This window comes from Qipengyuania sp. Mu-71 (genome assembly GCF_036867055.1).
Taxonomy (GTDB): domain Bacteria; phylum Pseudomonadota; class Alphaproteobacteria; order Sphingomonadales; family Sphingomonadaceae; genus Qipengyuania; species Qipengyuania profunda.
Map to the genome: position 1 here is coordinate 453,165 of NZ_JBAJHR010000002.1, position 16,919 is coordinate 470,083.

Sequence of the window (16,919 nt, forward strand, 5' to 3'; positions counted from 1 at the left end):
CCGATCAGAAATCCAGCTCGTCATCGCTGGCTGCATGCGTTCGCTCGGGCAAGCGCGAGAGGTCCTCGCTTATGCCCGCTCGATCACTCTCTGGCGCAACCAAGCTGGCAAGGCGCTGGGTCATTCCCAGCACATGCAATGCGCTCACAAGGACTGCGAGACCAACTGTCGGATCACCAGCTTCGAGCCGCTGAAGTGTCTGAACCGACACCAGCATTCGTTCCGCCATCAACCGCTGCGGCATTTTGCGGCGACGCCGGGCAAGCGCGATGTCCTTGCCGAGCTGAGTTATAGCTCGCTGGCTTTGTGGCGGCAGTCCGCTAGCTGCTCTGGAGGCGCGTGGCATAGGCAGTACATGACATATCATGTTAATTTATGCAATAGCGCATGATATGTCATGCATCCTATGACCAGACACGACAAGCTATTGCGGTCGCCGCTTCCTGTCAGGGTACTGCGGACGCCAGTAAGAGCAGAGGTAGGCTGTGGGGAGCGAGCCAAAAGGACCGCATAACCCATGCCCACTCATGAAGCGACAAGACCCACACTGGAAGGGACCGCACGCCGTATCTGCGAAAGTCGAGGCGGCAGATGGTCGGGCACGAAGGGCATGGCCTGTTGTCCTGCACATGATGACAGCACGCCATCGTTGGGCGTGACGCTCGGTCGCAAAGCCATCCTTTTTCACTGCTTTGCCGGTTGCGATCAGCAGGCAGTGCTTGCTGCGCTGGCACGCGAGGGCTTCAACGCTTCCATCCTATTCTCGGACTCTTCGTCAGCTGACCAGTTCGAGCCAATTGAAAAACGTAATCTCTCGCCGGCGGCGCTGAGGATCTGGCGCGAAGCGGAGCCTGTGCGTTCCAGCCCGGCCAAGGCCTATCTCAAGAGCCGCGGCATCCTCGCCGCCTCTTCTGCTCTTCGGTTTCATCCACGAACACCGCTGGGCCCCAAAGGACGCACCCGCTACCTGCCCGCCATGATCGCGGCGGTCAGTCTCGACATGGGGCCCATCGCCATCCACCGCACATTCCTGTCACAGGATCGCCACAGGAAAGCGGACTTCGACAAGCCCAAGCGCGCTCTTGGCTCGCTAGGTGAAGCTGCCGTTCGGCTCTTCGCCCGGGCGGATGCCAAACTCGGACTCGCTGAAGGGATCGAAAGCGCGATGTCAGCTTATGCCCTGACCGGCATCCCCGCATGGGCAACATTGGGCAATGAGCGCTTCGGTCTGGTCAGCATTCCCGACAGCGTGACCGAGCTTCATCTCTTCGTCGATTACGATGACGGTGGTGATCTCGCAGTCGAACGGAGCCTATCCGCCTATGCGCGAAAAGGCCGGACGATCCATGTCCGCAAACCATCTGTGCGAGGCACCGACTGGAACGACGAACTCCAGGCATGGCTATGCCGTAAGGCGAAGGTTTGAGAGGAGAGAAGGCTTTTCGATTTCCTGATCCGGCAGAGGGCGCGTGTCCCGATGCCTCAATCAGGAGGACTTTTCGCCATGTTTCAGTCAGACCTTTTTCCCGCCCACCGACAATCTCAGGCCGTTCCGTTGGCCTGCGCTATCGGCGTCAAAATCACCGAGCGCCTCGCTTCTGGACGTCATCTCACTCGAGCCGATATTTCCGCTTTGTTCGCTGACGAGACCGGAGTTCAGGACTGGGGCAGCGCCTGGACCATCGACGACTACAACAATGCGATCGAGATAGGCTCCCTGCTCTGGCTGCGTGGATCTTCGCGGATCGATCTGACGACCGGCTTCCACGAAGCGGAAGCGCGCTTCGACTGGCTCGAGGCGGCTCTACCACCTCGTCACGTGCGCAGCGAAGGCCAGATCGAGCTTCAGCAATTCTCGACCCCTCCGATGCTGGCCTGGCTGCTTGCGAAAGCCGCGGCGCTTTCATCACGGGATACGCTGCTCGAACCCTCCGCCGGCAATGGTGCTCTCGCGATCTGGGCCTACGGCCAGGTATCTATCTCCCATATCGGCCAAGCCGCGTAGCGTTTGCCGATGCTTCGATGCATCCCACTCCCCTGGTGGAATCGGTCGCAATGGGATCGGTCGCGGCACCTGTTCCGGATGTCCGACCGCTGCTGCCCGCCAACTGGAAAGCGGACAAACTTCTATCCGCGGCACAGTGCGAGACGCTGATTTATGCGTGCCAGGCATTTGCCCGCGATCTACCGGCCCGATTCCGACCGAGTCAGGAAGGCACGATGCTCGAGCTGGCCGAAGACGGCCACGCCTATCGGCAGGGCTTCTTCCTTGGCGATGGGACCGGAGCGGGCAAGGGGCGGCAGATTGCGGCTGTGATGATGGACCGTTGGCTCGCGGGCGAACGTCGGCATATCTGGATCACCAAGAACGAGGCGCTGCTGGAAGATGCACGCCGCGACTGGGAAGCACTTGGCGGACTGCCGCTCGATATCCAACCCCTCGCGCGCTGGAAGCTCGGGCGACCCGTAACGCTGCCCGAAGGCATTCTGTTCGTCACCTATCCGACACTGCGCTCGGGCCGCGCCGAAGACACGCGCCTCGACCAGATCCTTGCCTGGACGGGCGAAGAGTTCGGAGGCGTGATTGCCTTCGACGAGTCCCATGCCATGGCCAATGCGCTTGGGTCTTCGAGCACGCGCGGCAGGGTCAAGGGCTCCGAGCAGGGGATGGCGGGCCTGAGGCTGCAGAACCATCTGCCGCGCGCCCGCGTGCTTTACGCCTCCGCCACCGGCGCGTCGGAGATCGCTAATCTTGGTTACACCGCGAGGCTCGGCCTCTGGGGACCCGAAACCGCTTTCCCGACGCATGAAGGCTTCATGACCGAGATCCGCGCCGGTGGTGTAGCAGCGATGGAACTCGTTGCGCGCGACCTCAAGGCACAAGGTCTTTACCTCGCCCGCGCGCTGTCTTTTGCCGGGGTCGAATACGAGATCCTAGAACACTGCCTGACCGAAGCGCAGATCAGTATCTACGACGCCTATGCCGAAGCCTGGGCGATCATTCACCGCAATCTCGATGACGCGCTCGAAGCCACACGAGTCGTCGACGAGGACAGCGGCGATACGCTCAATCGCAATGCCAAGGCTGCCGCGCTGTCAAAATTTGAAGGCACAAAGCAGCGCTTCTTTGCGCAGCTGCTTCTGTCGATGAAACTGCCGAGTCTCATCCCGGCTATAGAAGAAGCGCTCGGTAAAGATCATTCGGTGGTCGTGCAGCTGGTTTCGACCGCTGAGGCCATGCTCGACCGCCGCCTCGCCGATCTCAGCGACGAGGAACGCGAGGCACTCGATATCGACCTTAGTCCGCGCGAATACGTCATCGACTATCTCGCCAAGAGCTTCCCGGTGCGCCTGATGCAGGTCTTTACCGACGAGGACGGCAATCTGCGCTCCGAAGCGATGAGCGATGACGACGGTAATCCGGTTCTTTGCTCGCGTGCCATTGCCGCGCGCGATGCGCTGATCGAACAGCTTTGCGCGCTTCCTCCAATCGCCACAGCGCTCGACGCGATCATCGAGCATTTTGGGACCGGGGCGGTCGCCGAAGTAACCGGGCGCAGCCGCAGGCTCGTTATCGGCAGGGATGGGCAGCAGCGGCTCGAACGGCGAAGCGGCAGTGCCAATGTCGCCGAAGCGCAGAGCTTCATGGAGGGCACGAAGCGCATCCTCATCTTTTCTGATGCTGGCGGGACCGGGCGTTCCTATCATGCCGATCTCGACTGCCAGAACCAGCAGCGCCGCGTCCACTTCCTGCTCGAACCGGGCTGGCGGGCGGACAATGCAATCCAGGGGCTCGGTCGTACCAACCGCACCAACCAGTCCTCGGCCCCGCTGTTCCGACCGGTGACCACCGATGTGAAGGGCGAACGGCGGTTTATCTCGACCATCGCTCGCAGGCTCGACAGCCTTGGTGCCCTGACGCGAGGACAGCGCCAGACCGGCGGTCAGAACCTCTTCGATCCGGCCGATAATCTCGAAAGCGATTATGCTAGGGATGCACTCAGCCGTTGGTTCCACTTGTTGTATGATGGCAAGCTGGAGGCGACGAGCTTCGGCGATTTCGTCGAGCGAACCGGCCTTCGGCTCGAGAATCCCGATGGCGGGCTGACCGACAACCTTCCGACTATCCAGCGCTGGCTCAACCGCATCCTTGCTCTGCCGATTGCGCTCCAAAATTCTATCTTCGATGAATATCTGGGGTTGGTCGAAGCGCGAATCGAGGCAGCGCGCGAAGCTGGAACTCTCGATCTGGGCCTTGAGACGGTTCGCGTCGATAGCTTCGAAGTTCTCAGCGACGAGCTTTTGCGAGCCGATCCTGTTACCGGCGCAGAAACCCGCCTGGTCTCGCTTGGGGTGAAACGCCACCTACGCCCGCTCCGACTGAAGCGTCTCGTGCGGATGCACGAGATCGGGTCGCTTCACGCCATCCCGTTACGCAATGCGCGATCGGGCAAGGTTGCTCTCTCGGTCCCGGCCCGGCGGCTCATTGCCGATGATGGCGCGGTGATCGAACGCCGTCGGCTGCTCCGGCCGCTCAAATCGGCTAACTGGACGATCGAGGCACTCGGTGAAAGCTTGTGGGAGGAGATCGGCGTGACCGAGTTCACCAAGGCCTGGTGCACCGAGGAAGTTAAGGCAGCCGCTTCGCCAGTGACCGAGCGCCTTCACCTCGCAACCGGGCTGCTTTTGCCGGTCTGGAATCGCTTGGCGGGAGCTCATGTTTGCGTCACCCGGCTCGTTGCCGAGGACGGCCAGTCGATCATCGGGCGCGAAGTGCTCGATGTCGATCTCGCCAAGATTGCCGAAACGTTCGGACTGGCAGGGGTGGCCGGTCCCTTGCCCGACGAACTGGGGAAGCTGGTTTTGGCGAGCGGCACGCCGCAGCCTCTTGCCAGTCATGACGCGCTGATGGTCAAACGCTCGCTGGTCGGAGGCGAGCAACGGCTCGAACTTACGGGATACGCGCCTGATCGGCTCGACTGGTACAAAACCATGGGCTGTTTCACCGAGATCATTCGTTACCGCACGCGACTGTTCGTGCCGGTCTCCAAAGCATCGATCATTCTACCCGCCCTGGCCGTCTGAACAGCGATCAGCCGCATGGCGATGGGTTAGAGGGGAGGGTGGCCAAAACCCACGAAGTGACTTGGCCATGCAACGCCGCGACATACTGGCTATCCACGTGGCAAACGATCCTGCGCTCGCGCTCGACTTCATGGTTTTCACGCTTGCCGATGCTGATGGGCAAGACTGGCGTGCGAAGAAGGCTTCGACGATCTCAGGTTCGGCAGAGACTGGCCCCGTTACAGGTTTTGAGGCCAAGGATGCACCCGCTAGCGCCGCGCTCGCCGAGTTCGCCGGCAGTCTCGACGAGAGCTGGCGCTCTGGCGAAAGTGATGTCGAACGGTTCGAAGCTTTCCGGGCACTGTCCCATGAAGCAAGGTCCGCATGGCTCGGCCATGTCGTGTCGCGCACGCTCGTAGCCAGCCTGGCTTGCGAGGGTGAGCGCTCGGCTCCTCTCCACGAGGCAATCGGCGGCTTGCTTGAAATCGAGACCGCACATTGGTGGCGGCCGACTGCGGCAAATTATTTCGACCGCGTGGCGAAAGCAAAGACGCTCGAGGCGCTTGACGCTGCGGGCGGGCCTGAATTGGTCAGCCGCTATTCGGCTTCCAAGAAGGCTGAGCTTGCCAGCGCTGCCGAACGCATCTTCTCGGGCAATTTCATCGGTGAGGCGGGCACCAAGGAGCGTGCGCTCGCCTGGGTTCCGGACATCATGTATTTTCGAGGAACCGCTGAACCCGACGAAACGGTTGATCCTGATGAAAATGACGAAAGCGATGTCGAGATCACCGAGCAGGCCGCCTGATCCCTCCTGACAGGTTGAAGCCGTTCGGTAGGCGGTCCGTCCCTTCGGGGCGGGCCGCCTTTTCTCGTTAAGACCAGCTTGGGTTCCGCCATCGGCAAGGATCAGAGGGGAGGGGGCTTTTGGGCATCTGGCCCGGTGCAATTTCGTCCGGGCAATCAGGAGATTTCTCATGCGTAAGCTCAAACGCTCGCCAGCCTCCCGTTCACCGGCCCAGTCTCCGGCAGCACGGATTACCGCCACCATCATCGAAAAGCTTGAACAGGGCACCAAGCCTTGGATCAAACCCTGGCGCGGAGTTCCAATCTCCCGCCCTTTGCGCAGCTGCGGCACGCCATACCGGGGCATGAATACCTTCTGGCTGTGGATGATGGCCGAGGCATCAGGCTTCGCCTCGCCCTACTGGATGACTTACCGCCAGTGCGCAAAACTTGGCGGTCACGTGCGAAAAGGTGAGAAGTCGAGCATCGCCATCTTCTACAAGACCTACGAAAAGGAAGTCGAAACGCCCGATGGCGGCGAAGACACCGAGACCCGCCGCGTCCTCAAGTCCTACGCAATCTTCAATGCGGATCAGTGCGATGACCTTCCGGCCATGTACAGTCCCGCGCCACTCGTGGAGCCGGTAGAACCCGCCGGGCGTCAGCATAAGCTCGATACATTCTTTGCGCGGATCGATGCGCAGCTGCGGCACATGGGTAGCGAAGCATATTACGAGCCGGTCCGCGACCGCATCACCATGCCGCCTGCCACCCTGTTCGAGGGATTTGACCATTACTACGCGACACTTGCCCATGAGCTGTCGCACTGGACCGGGCATTCGTCCCGGCTTGACCGCGATCTCAAGAACCGTTTCGGTAGCGAAGCCTATGCCGCTGAAGAACTCGTAGCCGAGCTTTCCTCGGCGATCTTGGGCGCTGAACTGGGACTTCCCGTTACTCACCTCGACAATCATGCCAGCTACATATCGCATTGGTTGAAGCTCTTGAAATCGGACGACAGGGCCATGCTGATGGCAGCGGCTAAGGCTGAGGAAGCATCATCGCTGTTACTCCGTCTTGGCGGCCATGACGAACGCAGCGACTCTGCATTCGGCGATGATCTCGCCGAAGTTGCGTGAGGGGAGCACATCATGGGACGCTCTGTCAGCTACCCGCAAGGGGCCATCGTCGCTTTCCGCCTGATCGAGAGCGGAGCGAGGGGCGACCTCGACTGGCAATATGAATGCCTGGTCGAAGATGTTGTCAGCACTGCGCGCCAAGCCTTCCCCTCACTTTTGCCTCACGATGGCTGGCGTGGACGCGAAGATCGGATACTGCTCCGGAATGCCTATGCCGATTGCGGCATTTCCATTTATTGCGGTCTCGCAGCCGTCTGGCTCGTCGAACGGAATGACAGCTGCTACTGGGAAGCCGATTATGACCGACCCAGAACTGGCCGAGCTCAGCGATGGCTTGACCAGGTGTCCGGCAACTTCTTGCAGATGTTCGGGGAGATTCGTCAGATCGGGCGCTTCTCCAATGGCGAGGGCGTATTCGAGCGGATCCATGTATCACCGCGAAGGCCACGAGATCGGCAGGCAGCCGAAAACTAGTTGTTCGTGCAGGCCCCGCTGATGATGTCGGCAAAGGAACTACGTCATGCCTCGTGCCTGTCCGCCGGGAGAGGCCCTGGACCGGCCGTGGTCTGGCACAACCTGCAAGGCTGCGGCCCGTGTGGCCCGCGCCAGCCTTGCCTTGCAGGTTTCCCGCTTCGCGGTGCGCCAGCCCCCTTATTCCGGCCCTGATCGGGCTCCGGCGGACAAGGAGCGAGACATTCCGGTTTCGTAAGCTTTGCCGCCTGAGCACATCAGGAGGCTTAATCATGTACGATAGTTTTACCCAACAACTCGCCGGGCTCGACCTTGCAGGTCTAACCATCAAGCCTGCACCTTTCGATCCGTCCGATTTCCCAAGCGAGGAAGCAGTCGAGCAAACCCTTGCTGCCGTCTGGTCCGACATGTTTGTCATGTTCTCGGGAACATCGCTCGAAGCGGATGCCGAAGACGTGGCCTGGGGCTTCGTCAATCTGTTCCACCGTGCTGCCAGCCGTAAGTCTACGCAGCTCGACCGGGCGAGCGATGAAGTCCGGGCGCTCCTTGCAGCCGCCGACGGATCCGAAGTCCATTCAAGCAATCTCGAAGAGCAGATCGAACGCGCTCAGGCAGCCGAGGCAAGCATGATAGCGTTTGAACAGATGCGCGAAGTCGCCGCATCGCTTTATCTCGAAGAAACGGGTTCTTCATGGAAGCCATTTGTCGGTTCGCGTTCGAACCATTCGCGGAAAGTGACCTCTGCGGTTGTTGAGGCCCGCGATTTCCTGCGCGCGAGGGCTGAGCGGCGCCGGGATGCCCATAGTCCTGAGGGCACTGCAGTTATATTCGCCGGTGGGCGATCCTCCTTTGCCAGCGCCGACGAGGCCAAGGCCTTCGCTTCGAACGTATGGGCTACGCTCGACAAGGTGCGCGACCGGGTTCCGGATATGTTCATCCTGCACGGCGGCGACAGCAAAGGTGTTGACCGGTTGGCAGCCTCCTGGGCCGAACGCCACAATGTCCAGCAACTGGTATTCAACCTCGATAGGAGGCTCGGAGCCCGTGCCGGCTTCAAGCGCAACGAGCAGATGCTCAAAATGGACCCGCGCTATGTCATCGCCTTTCCCGGCAATGGCGTACTTGAGCGACTCGTGATTGAGGCAAAATCACGCCGGGTCAGCGTAGTTGACCGTCGTGGACCTCTTGGGACAAATCCTCGCGAGAGGTGAAACTCTCTGTCAGCAAATCCATGTACCGGCCACTCCAAACCAAGCGAGTAAATGAGCAATCTTCTCATTCATCTGCAGAAGTCTTGGTCGCTCCGTAGATCGATATCAAGCCAGTGATGGTTTGATATCTCTTGCATTCTGTGATGCTGAGAAATCCAGCTTGTTCCATAAGCGGTACAAGCGCGCCGTCCGCGTTTGGCTGCGTGTCCGAAACACCGTCGAGCTGCTGTATCGTTGCTCTGAACAGGACACGCATGAGGCGTGATTGCTGCTCGCCGTAGTCTGCTATGAACAGGCGTCCACTTGGCTTAAGTGCTTCGTTTATGTCGCACAGCAAGCGGAGCTTCTCATCATAAGGCACTTGATGGAGAACAAGGCAGAGTGTGGCGATGTCCGGCGCTGGCCATTTGGCAACAGTGGCCACCGAGAATAATTCATGGTTGAATTCAGCATCTATTCCAGCTCGCCCCGCTTTCTTTCGTGCGATCTGGATCGCATCTTCGTCTGGATCGATCCCGAAGTACGTGGTGGCTGGGTTTTTCGTGGCCAGTAGTGGCGCCAGGCTGCCGGTACCCGCCCCAATGTCGAGCAGGACCTCGTTACACTTGGGCTCAATCAGGTCCACAAGGTCTCTACGCCACCTTTTTTCGCGGGTCGAAAGTCGGACCCCGATATCGTAGAGTGGCGTGAGAATAGGATAACCGGCTGGCGGCGTATAGACTGCATGTTGATCGGTCATGCCTGTCTCTCGCTTTGTGGGCCGAGCTCCGGCAGAGACTGTGCCTGCTTTCTAAATGGTTCGGCCAACTGTGCTAGATAGGCATCCGGATAATCTTCGATGCCAGCGAGGCCAATCGCCCCCGCTCTGATATGCTGGCTCGACCCAAAGCGCGCTGTACCAAGCAGAACATCCCAGAGCGTCAAGAAGAGACCGAAATTGACGTCGCCGTCCGTTTCGGATGCGAGGTGGTGGTGCCGATGGACTGGAGCGACGGCCCAGATATATGCCAACGGCCCGACCCGCATGTCGACGTTCGAGTGCTGTAACTGGAGCTGTATCAGCACCGCAAAGGAAGCCACGGCGGCGACATCGAGAGGGATTCCCAGAAGAAGCCAGGGCAACGCACCGGCGGTAACCTCGATGAACTGGTGGACTGGATGCTTCAGTAGCCCGTTGAAGCCGTACATGCGGCGTACCGAATGATGCACGGCGTGAAAACGCCAGAGAAACGAAACCCTGTGACTGGCGAAATGGGCAAGGGTAATCCCCACGTCGAGGAGTACAATAGCCATTGCTACATCGGCCCATAAGGGCAGCGTCTTTGGCCAGGCTGATTCCCAAGGGACAAGGCTTGTGATGAGCGGAAGAAGCAGCACCATAGCCACAAGAGATCCTTCATTCACGAGGGCATGCAAAATGTCTCTACGGCCATCGCCATGGCTCGAGTTCCACTGGTTTTCGAAAGGCGCGATTCGCTCGGCGGCAAGCGAGGTCCCGATCGAGGCGATGATCAGAACGAACAGCCAGGCCGGCGAACTATCCGAGGACACGAGCGCTGTAGCGCCCCCGACAAAACCGAAAAAATAGAGCGGGCCATAGAGATAACGAAAAACGGCCATTGCAGCCTCCATCAAACGATGGTTCCGTCTACGCTCCCTTAGGGCCCCGGTATTGAACGTTTCGCTGGTGTCTTAACGCACGATGGTAATCTCGATTTTTGCGAGACCCTGTGATGGCGTCACGCCGAACCATTCGACCAAACGACGGGTAAAATGCGCTTGATCGGAAAACCCACCCGCGGCCGCTGCGGCAGCGACACTATGAGATTGGTCGAAGCTCTCGATGGCACGCTGAACCTGTAACCATTGCAGGAGCTTGGTTGTCGGCACTCCAAAATCCCGAACCGCAATTTCCCGCATCCGCGTGGTCGAAACACCGACGGCTTTGGCCAATTCCGAAGGTGTCGCCCCGGGTTCGATCCGTTGCAGCGTAGAGCGGAGGCGCGGGTCGATTTGGCTCGAACCCTTCCGGTTCAAAAAGCCTTCCATCCATTTGCGTGCCTCGTTCCCAGATCCAACCAGAGCCAATGCATTCGCTTCAGCGGTCGAAAGCCGTTCCAGTCCAACACTCTTGTTGAGGTCACGGGTTCCCATGAAAAACGGATCGACATACAGATTTCGCAGGATGGCACCGGATGGCGTCAAGCGGTGAACCGTGGTGGCAGGGATGAGAACAGCTTCACCGGGCGACAAGCGAAGATCTCGGTCAGCGTTAATGCTGCAAGAGTCGACCAGCGAAAGACTGATCTGGTGTGCCAGATGACTGTGCGGACGGTTCTCTCCTGTTTGGGCGTCGAGAAGTGCCCAGCCAAATCCGAGCATCATGTTGCCCTCCCATGAGGCGTCGGTGCTTCTCAAAGAGCGATTTCGTCTTAGCTGCTGTGCAATCGGACGTTCCTTTCTGAGAGATCTCAACGCGTTCCCGGCTCTCCTCAAGTCTCTTTCAAAGACCGCTCACTGCGCCGGATATCCTCGAGAATGATCTTGCTGCCTGGCAGCGCCGGCATCCGGGAACGATCGATGCGCAGATCCTGCGGGGGAAGCCGATATTCCATTTCGCAAAGAAGCATTCGCAACGCGCGCTCCATCACTTCGAGCACGACCGTCTCGCCGGGGCAGCGATGATTTTTCGGGACATCGCCGCCGCCCTGAGGGATCAATGCGAACGCGGAAATGCCTTCCTCGCGAAAGCGCTCCGGATTGAAGGTTTCCGGCTCGTTCCAGAGATGAGGATCAGTGTTGGTTGCGTGCAAGTCGAGCAGGAAACGTCGCCCGGCGGGAAAACGAACATTTCGCCACCGGAAGTCCTTTCGGCTTCTGGCAGCGACCGCAGGAAAGAAGGGATAGAACCGGCGCACTTCCTGGACGAAATAGCCCATCTCAGAGCGATCGGATGCAGGGGTCGGAGCCAAATCGGGAAACGAATGGAGAGCATGCGCCAGGAGAGTGATATAGACAGACGCTGCGACGGTTGGGCGCAGAACGTTCAGCAGTTCGACGGCGGCGATCTTGGGACTTAGCAGCGCGCCATTCTCATCCCGGTGCCCAGCGATCACAGCCAGCGCGGATTCAGCGTGTGGGACCAGACGGCTATCGCGCACATCCTTGATGATGCGAGCGAGCCACGCTTCGGACCGGCTGCGAGCGCGCCGGGCTTGAAAATGGCCCAAGCCGAGCGCGGCCGCGCGGTCGAAGAGTAGAACAAGGTCGCGAGTTCGCTTGATGCGCTCTTCAGCCGGTAGTGGCACTCCGGCCCAGTCGCACACTGCTTCGGCCAATATGGGATGCAGCGCTTCGTAGAAGATTACCTGCGATTCCCGGGTCCATGCCGGGAGCTGGGCCAACCACATTTTTTCGAATTTCTCTCCCAGAGCCTCGACACGCTCTTGCGTCAGCAACGACACGAACATTTCCTTGCGCCGCAAATGCCGCTCGCCATCCAGACCCTGGACTCCGCCCTTGCCAGTCAAAGTCGCCCGAACCGGTTCCGGCATCGCGCCGTCGCGCGACATTCGCGCTTTATCGTAGAACATCTCGGCCGCAGCTTCGCCGCGCAGACACACAGTCCGCCGGAGCAACAGGCGGGTTTCGAACATATTGCCACCGGTTCGCGAGCAGACCGTGCTTACGAAGTCATAGGGCCGCCTCAGGAAATGGAGTGTGCTGTCGAAGGGCCCTTGCGGTATGAGTTCTTCGCTCTGTTTTATGGAACGTTTCATAGACCAATACCGTCCTCTCGATTTGGCATATCGGTGCCGAGCCAGGCACGGCAAAACCAACCGGCGCGCTTTTGATTATGCTCCCGCCGATAAGTCTCGCATTGCCCCTTATGCTGCGATCAATCCTGCGGCTGCGGTGTGACGCGCAGATAAGGTTTTACCGTCTCCCAGCCTTTGGGGAATTTCTCACGCGCTTCTTCATCGCTGAGCGAGGGCACGATGATGACGTCCTCGCCATGCTGCCAGTTCACAGGCGTGGCCACGCTGTGGTCGGCTGTCAGTTGCAGCGAATCGATGACCCGCAGGATCTCTTCGAAATTTCGACCCGTGCTCGCGGGATAGGTCAGCGTAAGTTTCACCTTTTTATCGGATCCGATTACGAAGACCGAGCGTACTGTAAGAGTGTCGTCGGCCTGTGGATGGATCATTCCATAGAGATCGGCGATTTCACGATCCGGGTCCGCGATCAGCGGAAAGTTGAGAGCATGACCCTGGGTTTCGGCAATGTCGCCCGCCCAAACTCGATGATCTTCGAGCGGATCGACGCTGAGACCGATCACTTTGACGCCGCGTTTGTCGAATTCAGGCTTGAGGCGGGCAACCTCACCAAGTTCCGTCGTGCAAACAGGAGTGAAATCCGCAGGGTGCGAGAACAGCACCGCCCAGTCGTCACCCATCCATTCATGGAATTTGAGCGTGCCATCGGTTGTGTCGGCTTCGAAATCGGGTGCGGTGTCGCCAAGTTGAAGTGTCATTGAAAATCTCCTGTGGTGAGCGCTAAAGCAACGCAGCTACACGTACAGATGGGTGCTACAGTTGCTGTAGGTGCAACCGAGATCGCGACCAAGCGGCGTTCAGACGTGATAGACGGCATCGCCAGCGTGCTGGTGTGGCGACCTTCCGCGCTATGCGGAAGCGTTCGTCTTTTCTCATTGCGTCCGGTCTTAATCAGCTCGTATTCGCGCTGGTTTCAGGCTGGTCTTCGCCCACCAGGACCAAAAGCCCCAGTCCCGCTACGATCGCGACGTCGGCCAGATTGAATGATGGCCAATGAAAATTGTCCCAGTACAAATCGATAAAGTCCCTGACGGCGCCAAACATCAGCCTGTCTGCAACGTTGCCGAGCGCTCCGCCAATCGCCAAGCTCAAGCCGAGCGCATGGATGGGGGATCGGGTTCTCATCAGCCAAATCCCGAGCATGCCCGACAGCAGAACGCCGATCGCGATAAGGATCGCCGGTGCTGCTTCACCAGCCAATCCGAATGCCACGCCGCTATTGGTGATGGCGACTAAATTGAAGCCCGGGAACACTGCGATCGCGTTGCCCGGACCAACGAAAGAATGTGCCCAGGTTTTCGACAATTGGTCGAGGCCGAAGCTGACCAGAATCAAAACGGGCGCAAGCCGTTTCGCCGCGCTCAAGGTCATCGGACGCTGGAGGGTGCATTCACGACCACCATCTTTTCTTCGCTCATATCGGCCATCGTATAACCTATACCGCCTGTTCCGAGACCCGACTGACGACGTCCTGCGAACGGCATCCAGTCGACGCGAAATGCGGTATGATCGTTGACCATTACGGCTGACGCGGCCAGCGTTTCGACGCAGTAATCGGCCCAGGACATTCGGTCGGTAAACACAGCCGCCTGAAAGGCGTAGGGAAGCGCGTTCGCTTGGCCGATCGCAGCATCGACGTCGTCGTATCCGTAAATGCAGACCACAGGGCCGAACACTTCCTTGCGCGATACATCGGCGTCGTCGGGCGGATCGACAAGGACCGTGGGCTGGTAAAGGGTGGAACCCGTGCGTTTACCCCCTGCGGCGAGCCTGCCGCCGCCCTGAACGGCTGCATCGACCCAGGACTCGACGCGGTCGACTTCGGCAGGACGAATGAGCGGACCGCATTGAGTTTCCGCATTGGTCGGATCGCCCACCGTCAGTGCTTCTGCTCCCGCAGCGAGCTCGGCAGCGAAGTCCGGCAATTCGGCGCGCGGAACGAACACGCGCTGCACCGAGACGCAGACCTGACCAGAATGATAAAAGCCGCCTTTCAGGAGCGGAGGAATTACCTTGGCATGCGCAACGCTGTCATCGACGATGATCGGGGCCGCGCCCCCATGTTCCAGCGCCAGACGAGTGCCAGGGGCCAGTTTGGAGCGGAGCATCCAGCCAACTCTGGCCGAACCGATGAAGGAGAAGAATGCCGTTCGCGGATCGGTGACCATTTTTTCGGCGACCTCGTCCGAGCACGGCACGAAACGGCACCAATTTTCATTGAGTCCGGCTTCATAAAGGATTTGGACGAAGCTCTTGCAGGAAAGGGGCGTGTCCTTGGCCGGTTTCACCAGTACAGGGCATCCGCTTGCAACCGCCGGTCCCACCTGATGGGCGATCAGGTTCAGAGGATGATTGAAAGCGGAGATCGCCACGACCGGCCCGATCGGCTCACGGAAAGTATAGGCTTTGCGTCCTGCCCCCGCCTGCGTCAGGTCCATCGGGATTTCGCGCCCGCCGCTGGCGAATAATTCGTGTATGCACAATTCGACGCTCTGAATGGCGCGACTGGTTTCCACGCGCGCGTCGATGATGGGTTTGCCGCCCTCGCGCGCAATCTGCATTGCCAGCGTCTCCGCGCGCTCGCGCATCAGCACGCTGGCGCGCTGCAGGATGGCGATGCGTTCATGGGCGGGGAGCCGCGCTTGCCGGTCTTCGTGCAGCGCGCGCGCCTCGTCGAGCCAACGATCGATTTGTGGCCAGTCGACCAGCTCCACGCTGCCAATGCATTCCTGGTCGTAGGGATTGAGGACCTGCCACGTCATTGAGGACACTCCATCGCCTTGAGTTCATCGATCAGAACCTTGCGGTTCTCGGAGTAATCCACCGGCAAGTCGACAAGGTGAACGCCGCCGCTTTCAAACCCTTCATTCAAGGTCGGTACCAGTGCTTCGCTGCTTTCGATCCGGTGGCCCGTCGCACCATAACTCTTCGCATAGGTAACGAAGTCGGGGTTGGCGAAGCTCAGACCGTAATCGGGAAAGCCAAGTTCTTCCTGCTTCCACCGGATCATACCGTAAGCGGAATCATTGAGGATGAGTACGACGAGGTTGAGGCCGAGCCTGACCGCGGTTTCCACCTCCTGCGAATTCATCATGAACCCGCCATCGCCGCATACGGCGAGCACGCGGCGCTCGGGCGAGAGCATCGCTGCCATCATCGCCGAGGGGAGACCCGCTCCCATCGTCGCCAACGCGTTGTCGAGCAGAATGGTGTTGGGCTCATGCGCGATATAGTTGCGGGCGAACCAGATCTTGTAGATGCCGTTGTCGAGTGCGACGATGTCGTCCCGGCCCATGACCGCCCGTACATCTGCAACGATGCGCTGGGGCACCATCGGAAAGCGGCCATCGTCGCTGCCTTGGCGGATGTGCGCCGCGATGTCCTCATGGACATTGGCGTAGGCTGCCGGGTCACTAGGATGTTTGCCGCGCAGCCGGTTTCCCAGTCGCTCGACAGATCCGGCAATATCGCCAATGACTTCCAGCTGCGGGAAATAGACCTGGTCGACCTCTGCGGCCTTGTAATTCACATGGATAACGGTGCGTCCGTCAGGCTCCATGAAAAAGGGCGGTTTCTCGACCACGTCATGGCCGATATTGACGATCAGATCGGCACGATCGATGGCGCAATGAACATAGTCATCCGATGATAGAGCCGCCGTTCCAAGATACAGGGGGCTTGCCTCATCAAGCACTCCCTTGCCCATTTGCGTATTGAAAAACGGAAATTGAGTGTCGTCGACGAACTTTCGGAGCGCCTTACAAGCGCTACGCCGGTTGGCCCCGGCACCGACCAGAAGCAGCGGCCGATCGGCGGCCAGAATACGCTCGGCAGCTTCGTCTAGCGCGGCATCTCCCGCCACCGCATATTGGCGAGGGTGGGGCGCCACGACCGGTTCGGAGGTTTCCTCCTCGGCAATATCTTCAGGCAGCTCCAGCAGAACTGCTCCGGGCCGCTCTTCCTGGGCCCTCCTGAAACCTTCTCGCACGAGCGAGGGAATGCGCTCTCCATTTACGATCTGCTTCGCCATTTTGCACAAGGGGGTGAAAAGCGAGACGACATCGACGATCTGGAACTGCGCCTGCTTCGAGACCTTGATGGGTTTTTGGCCAGTTATCATGACCAGTGGGAAAGCACCCAGAGCGGCATAAGCTGCGGGCGTCGTGAGGTTTGTCGCCCCTGGCCCCAGCGTGGCAAGGCATACGCCGGCTTTACCGGTAAGACGTCCATAGGTTGCCGCCATGAACCCTGCCCCTTGCTCGTGCCGGGTAACGATCAGACGGATCGACGAGGTCCGCAGTGACTCCAGAAGATCGAGGTTTTCTTCGCCCGGAACCGCGAAGATATACTCGACGCCTTCGGCTTCCAACGCGGCGACAAGAAGATCGGATGCTTTCATGGTATGGTTCTCGCAT

The 16,919-nt window shown here is 59.5% G+C and carries 13 protein-coding genes and 2 pseudogenes; 6 read left to right on the plus strand and 9 right to left on the minus strand.

What is annotated here, in order from left to right; all coding sequences use genetic code 11:
* Positions 1-4: 4 nt before the first annotated feature.
* On the minus strand, positions 5-346 hold the full coding sequence (locus tag V6B15_RS14115; RefSeq protein ID WP_156493942.1) for a helix-turn-helix domain-containing protein: 342 nt from the start codon (positions 344-346) through the stop codon (positions 5-7).
* A 309-nt stretch (positions 347-655) separates the two neighbouring features.
* Here V6B15_RS14115 and V6B15_RS14120 point away from each other — a divergent pair, with 309 nt between their 5' ends.
* From V6B15_RS14120 to V6B15_RS14145, 6 genes and pseudogenes are all read left to right on the plus strand, one after another.
* Entirely contained in the window at positions 656-1,426 is a 771-nt protein-coding gene (locus tag V6B15_RS14120) for a DUF7146 domain-containing protein (protein WP_409438073.1), read from the plus strand.
* A 78-nt stretch (positions 1,427-1,504) separates the two neighbouring features.
* Positions 1,505-5,085 (plus strand): annotated as a pseudogene (locus tag V6B15_RS14125) (strawberry notch family protein).
* A gap of 58 nt (positions 5,086-5,143) precedes the next feature.
* Positions 5,144-5,869: pseudogene (locus V6B15_RS14130) on the plus strand (chromosome partitioning protein ParB); the annotation flags it as partial.
* A gap of 169 nt (positions 5,870-6,038) precedes the next feature.
* Positions 6,039-6,986, plus strand: a complete 948-nt coding sequence (locus V6B15_RS14135) for an ArdC family protein (protein ID WP_050600460.1) — start codon at positions 6,039-6,041, stop codon at positions 6,984-6,986.
* A 12-nt stretch (positions 6,987-6,998) separates the two neighbouring features.
* Positions 6,999-7,460 carry a hypothetical protein gene (locus V6B15_RS14140; RefSeq protein ID WP_083437338.1) on the plus strand — a complete coding sequence of 154 codons (462 nt, stop codon included), beginning with the start codon at positions 6,999-7,001 and terminating at the stop codon, positions 7,458-7,460.
* Between the two features lie 269 nt (positions 7,461-7,729).
* A complete protein-coding gene (locus tag V6B15_RS14145; RefSeq protein ID WP_050600458.1) occupies positions 7,730-8,668 on the plus strand; it encodes a DUF2493 domain-containing protein in 939 nt (312 codons plus the stop codon).
* Positions 8,669-8,732: 64 nt separating this feature from the next.
* Here V6B15_RS14145 and V6B15_RS14150 read toward each other — a convergent pair whose 3' ends face one another.
* The 8 genes from V6B15_RS14150 to V6B15_RS14185 form a co-directional block, all read right to left on the minus strand.
* Positions 8,733-9,407 carry a class I SAM-dependent methyltransferase gene (locus V6B15_RS14150; RefSeq protein WP_083437337.1) on the minus strand — a complete coding sequence of 225 codons (675 nt, stop codon included), beginning with the start codon at positions 9,405-9,407 and terminating at the stop codon, positions 8,733-8,735.
* Positions 9,404-10,288, minus strand: coding sequence for a sterol desaturase family protein (locus tag V6B15_RS14155; protein WP_157052122.1), 885 nt, complete (start codon positions 10,286-10,288; stop codon positions 9,404-9,406). Before V6B15_RS14155 ends, V6B15_RS14150 begins: the two co-directional genes overlap by 4 nt.
* A 72-nt stretch (positions 10,289-10,360) precedes the next feature.
* The gene (locus V6B15_RS14160; RefSeq protein ID WP_157052121.1) at positions 10,361-11,053 is read right to left on the minus strand and encodes an AraC family transcriptional regulator; all 693 of its coding nucleotides are present in this window, start codon (positions 11,051-11,053) and stop codon (positions 10,361-10,363) included.
* Between the two features lie 107 nt (positions 11,054-11,160).
* Positions 11,161-12,447: a cytochrome P450 gene (locus V6B15_RS14165; protein WP_050600454.1), complete on the minus strand. Its 1,287-nt coding sequence runs from the start codon at positions 12,445-12,447 to the stop codon at positions 11,161-11,163.
* 119 nt (positions 12,448-12,566) lie between these two features.
* Positions 12,567-13,202 (minus strand): peroxiredoxin, encoded by a 636-nt coding sequence (locus V6B15_RS14170; protein ID WP_050600453.1) that lies wholly within the window; start codon positions 13,200-13,202, stop codon positions 12,567-12,569.
* A gap of 193 nt (positions 13,203-13,395) precedes the next feature.
* Positions 13,396-13,875, minus strand: a complete 480-nt coding sequence (gene lspA, locus V6B15_RS14175; RefSeq protein ID WP_050600452.1) for a signal peptidase II — start codon at positions 13,873-13,875, stop codon at positions 13,396-13,398.
* Entirely contained in the window at positions 13,872-15,266 is a 1,395-nt protein-coding gene (locus tag V6B15_RS14180) for an aldehyde dehydrogenase family protein (protein WP_050600451.1), read from the minus strand. Before V6B15_RS14180 ends, lspA begins: the two co-directional genes overlap by 4 nt.
* The gene (locus V6B15_RS14185; protein ID WP_050600450.1) at positions 15,263-16,903 is read right to left on the minus strand and encodes an acetolactate synthase large subunit; all 1,641 of its coding nucleotides are present in this window, start codon (positions 16,901-16,903) and stop codon (positions 15,263-15,265) included. The genes V6B15_RS14180 and V6B15_RS14185 overlap by 4 nt, the downstream gene beginning before the upstream one ends.
* Between the last annotated feature and the right edge of the window lie 16 nt (positions 16,904-16,919).

Bases quoted from the DNA above. Each gene is read 5' to 3' on its own strand.
- lspA (WP_050600452.1), bottom strand. From the start codon at position 13,875: ATGACCTTGAGCGCGGCGAAACGGCTTGCGCCCGTTTTGATTCTGGTC.
- V6B15_RS14145 (WP_050600458.1), top strand. From the start codon at position 7,730: ATGTACGATAGTTTTACCCAACAACTCGCCGGGCTCGACCTTGCAGGT.
- V6B15_RS14150 (WP_083437337.1), bottom strand. From the start codon at position 9,407: ATGACCGATCAACATGCAGTCTATACGCCGCCAGCCGGTTATCCTATT.
- V6B15_RS14180 (WP_050600451.1), bottom strand. From the start codon at position 15,266: ATGACGTGGCAGGTCCTCAATCCCTACGACCAGGAATGCATTGGCAGC.
- V6B15_RS14135 (WP_050600460.1), top strand. From the start codon at position 6,039: ATGCGTAAGCTCAAACGCTCGCCAGCCTCCCGTTCACCGGCCCAGTCT.
- V6B15_RS14170 (WP_050600453.1), bottom strand. From the start codon at position 13,202: ATGACACTTCAACTTGGCGACACCGCACCCGATTTCGAAGCCGACACA.
- V6B15_RS14155 (WP_157052122.1), bottom strand. From the start codon at position 10,288: ATGGCCGTTTTTCGTTATCTCTATGGCCCGCTCTATTTTTTCGGTTTT.
- V6B15_RS14115 (WP_156493942.1), bottom strand. From the start codon at position 346: ATGCCACGCGCCTCCAGAGCAGCTAGCGGACTGCCGCCACAAAGCCAG.
- V6B15_RS14185 (WP_050600450.1), bottom strand. From the start codon at position 16,903: ATGAAAGCATCCGATCTTCTTGTCGCCGCGTTGGAAGCCGAAGGCGTC.
- V6B15_RS14160 (WP_157052121.1), bottom strand. From the start codon at position 11,053: ATGATGCTCGGATTTGGCTGGGCACTTCTCGACGCCCAAACAGGAGAG.
- V6B15_RS14140 (WP_083437338.1), top strand. From the start codon at position 6,999: ATGGGACGCTCTGTCAGCTACCCGCAAGGGGCCATCGTCGCTTTCCGC.
- V6B15_RS14165 (WP_050600454.1), bottom strand. From the start codon at position 12,447: ATGAAACGTTCCATAAAACAGAGCGAAGAACTCATACCGCAAGGGCCC.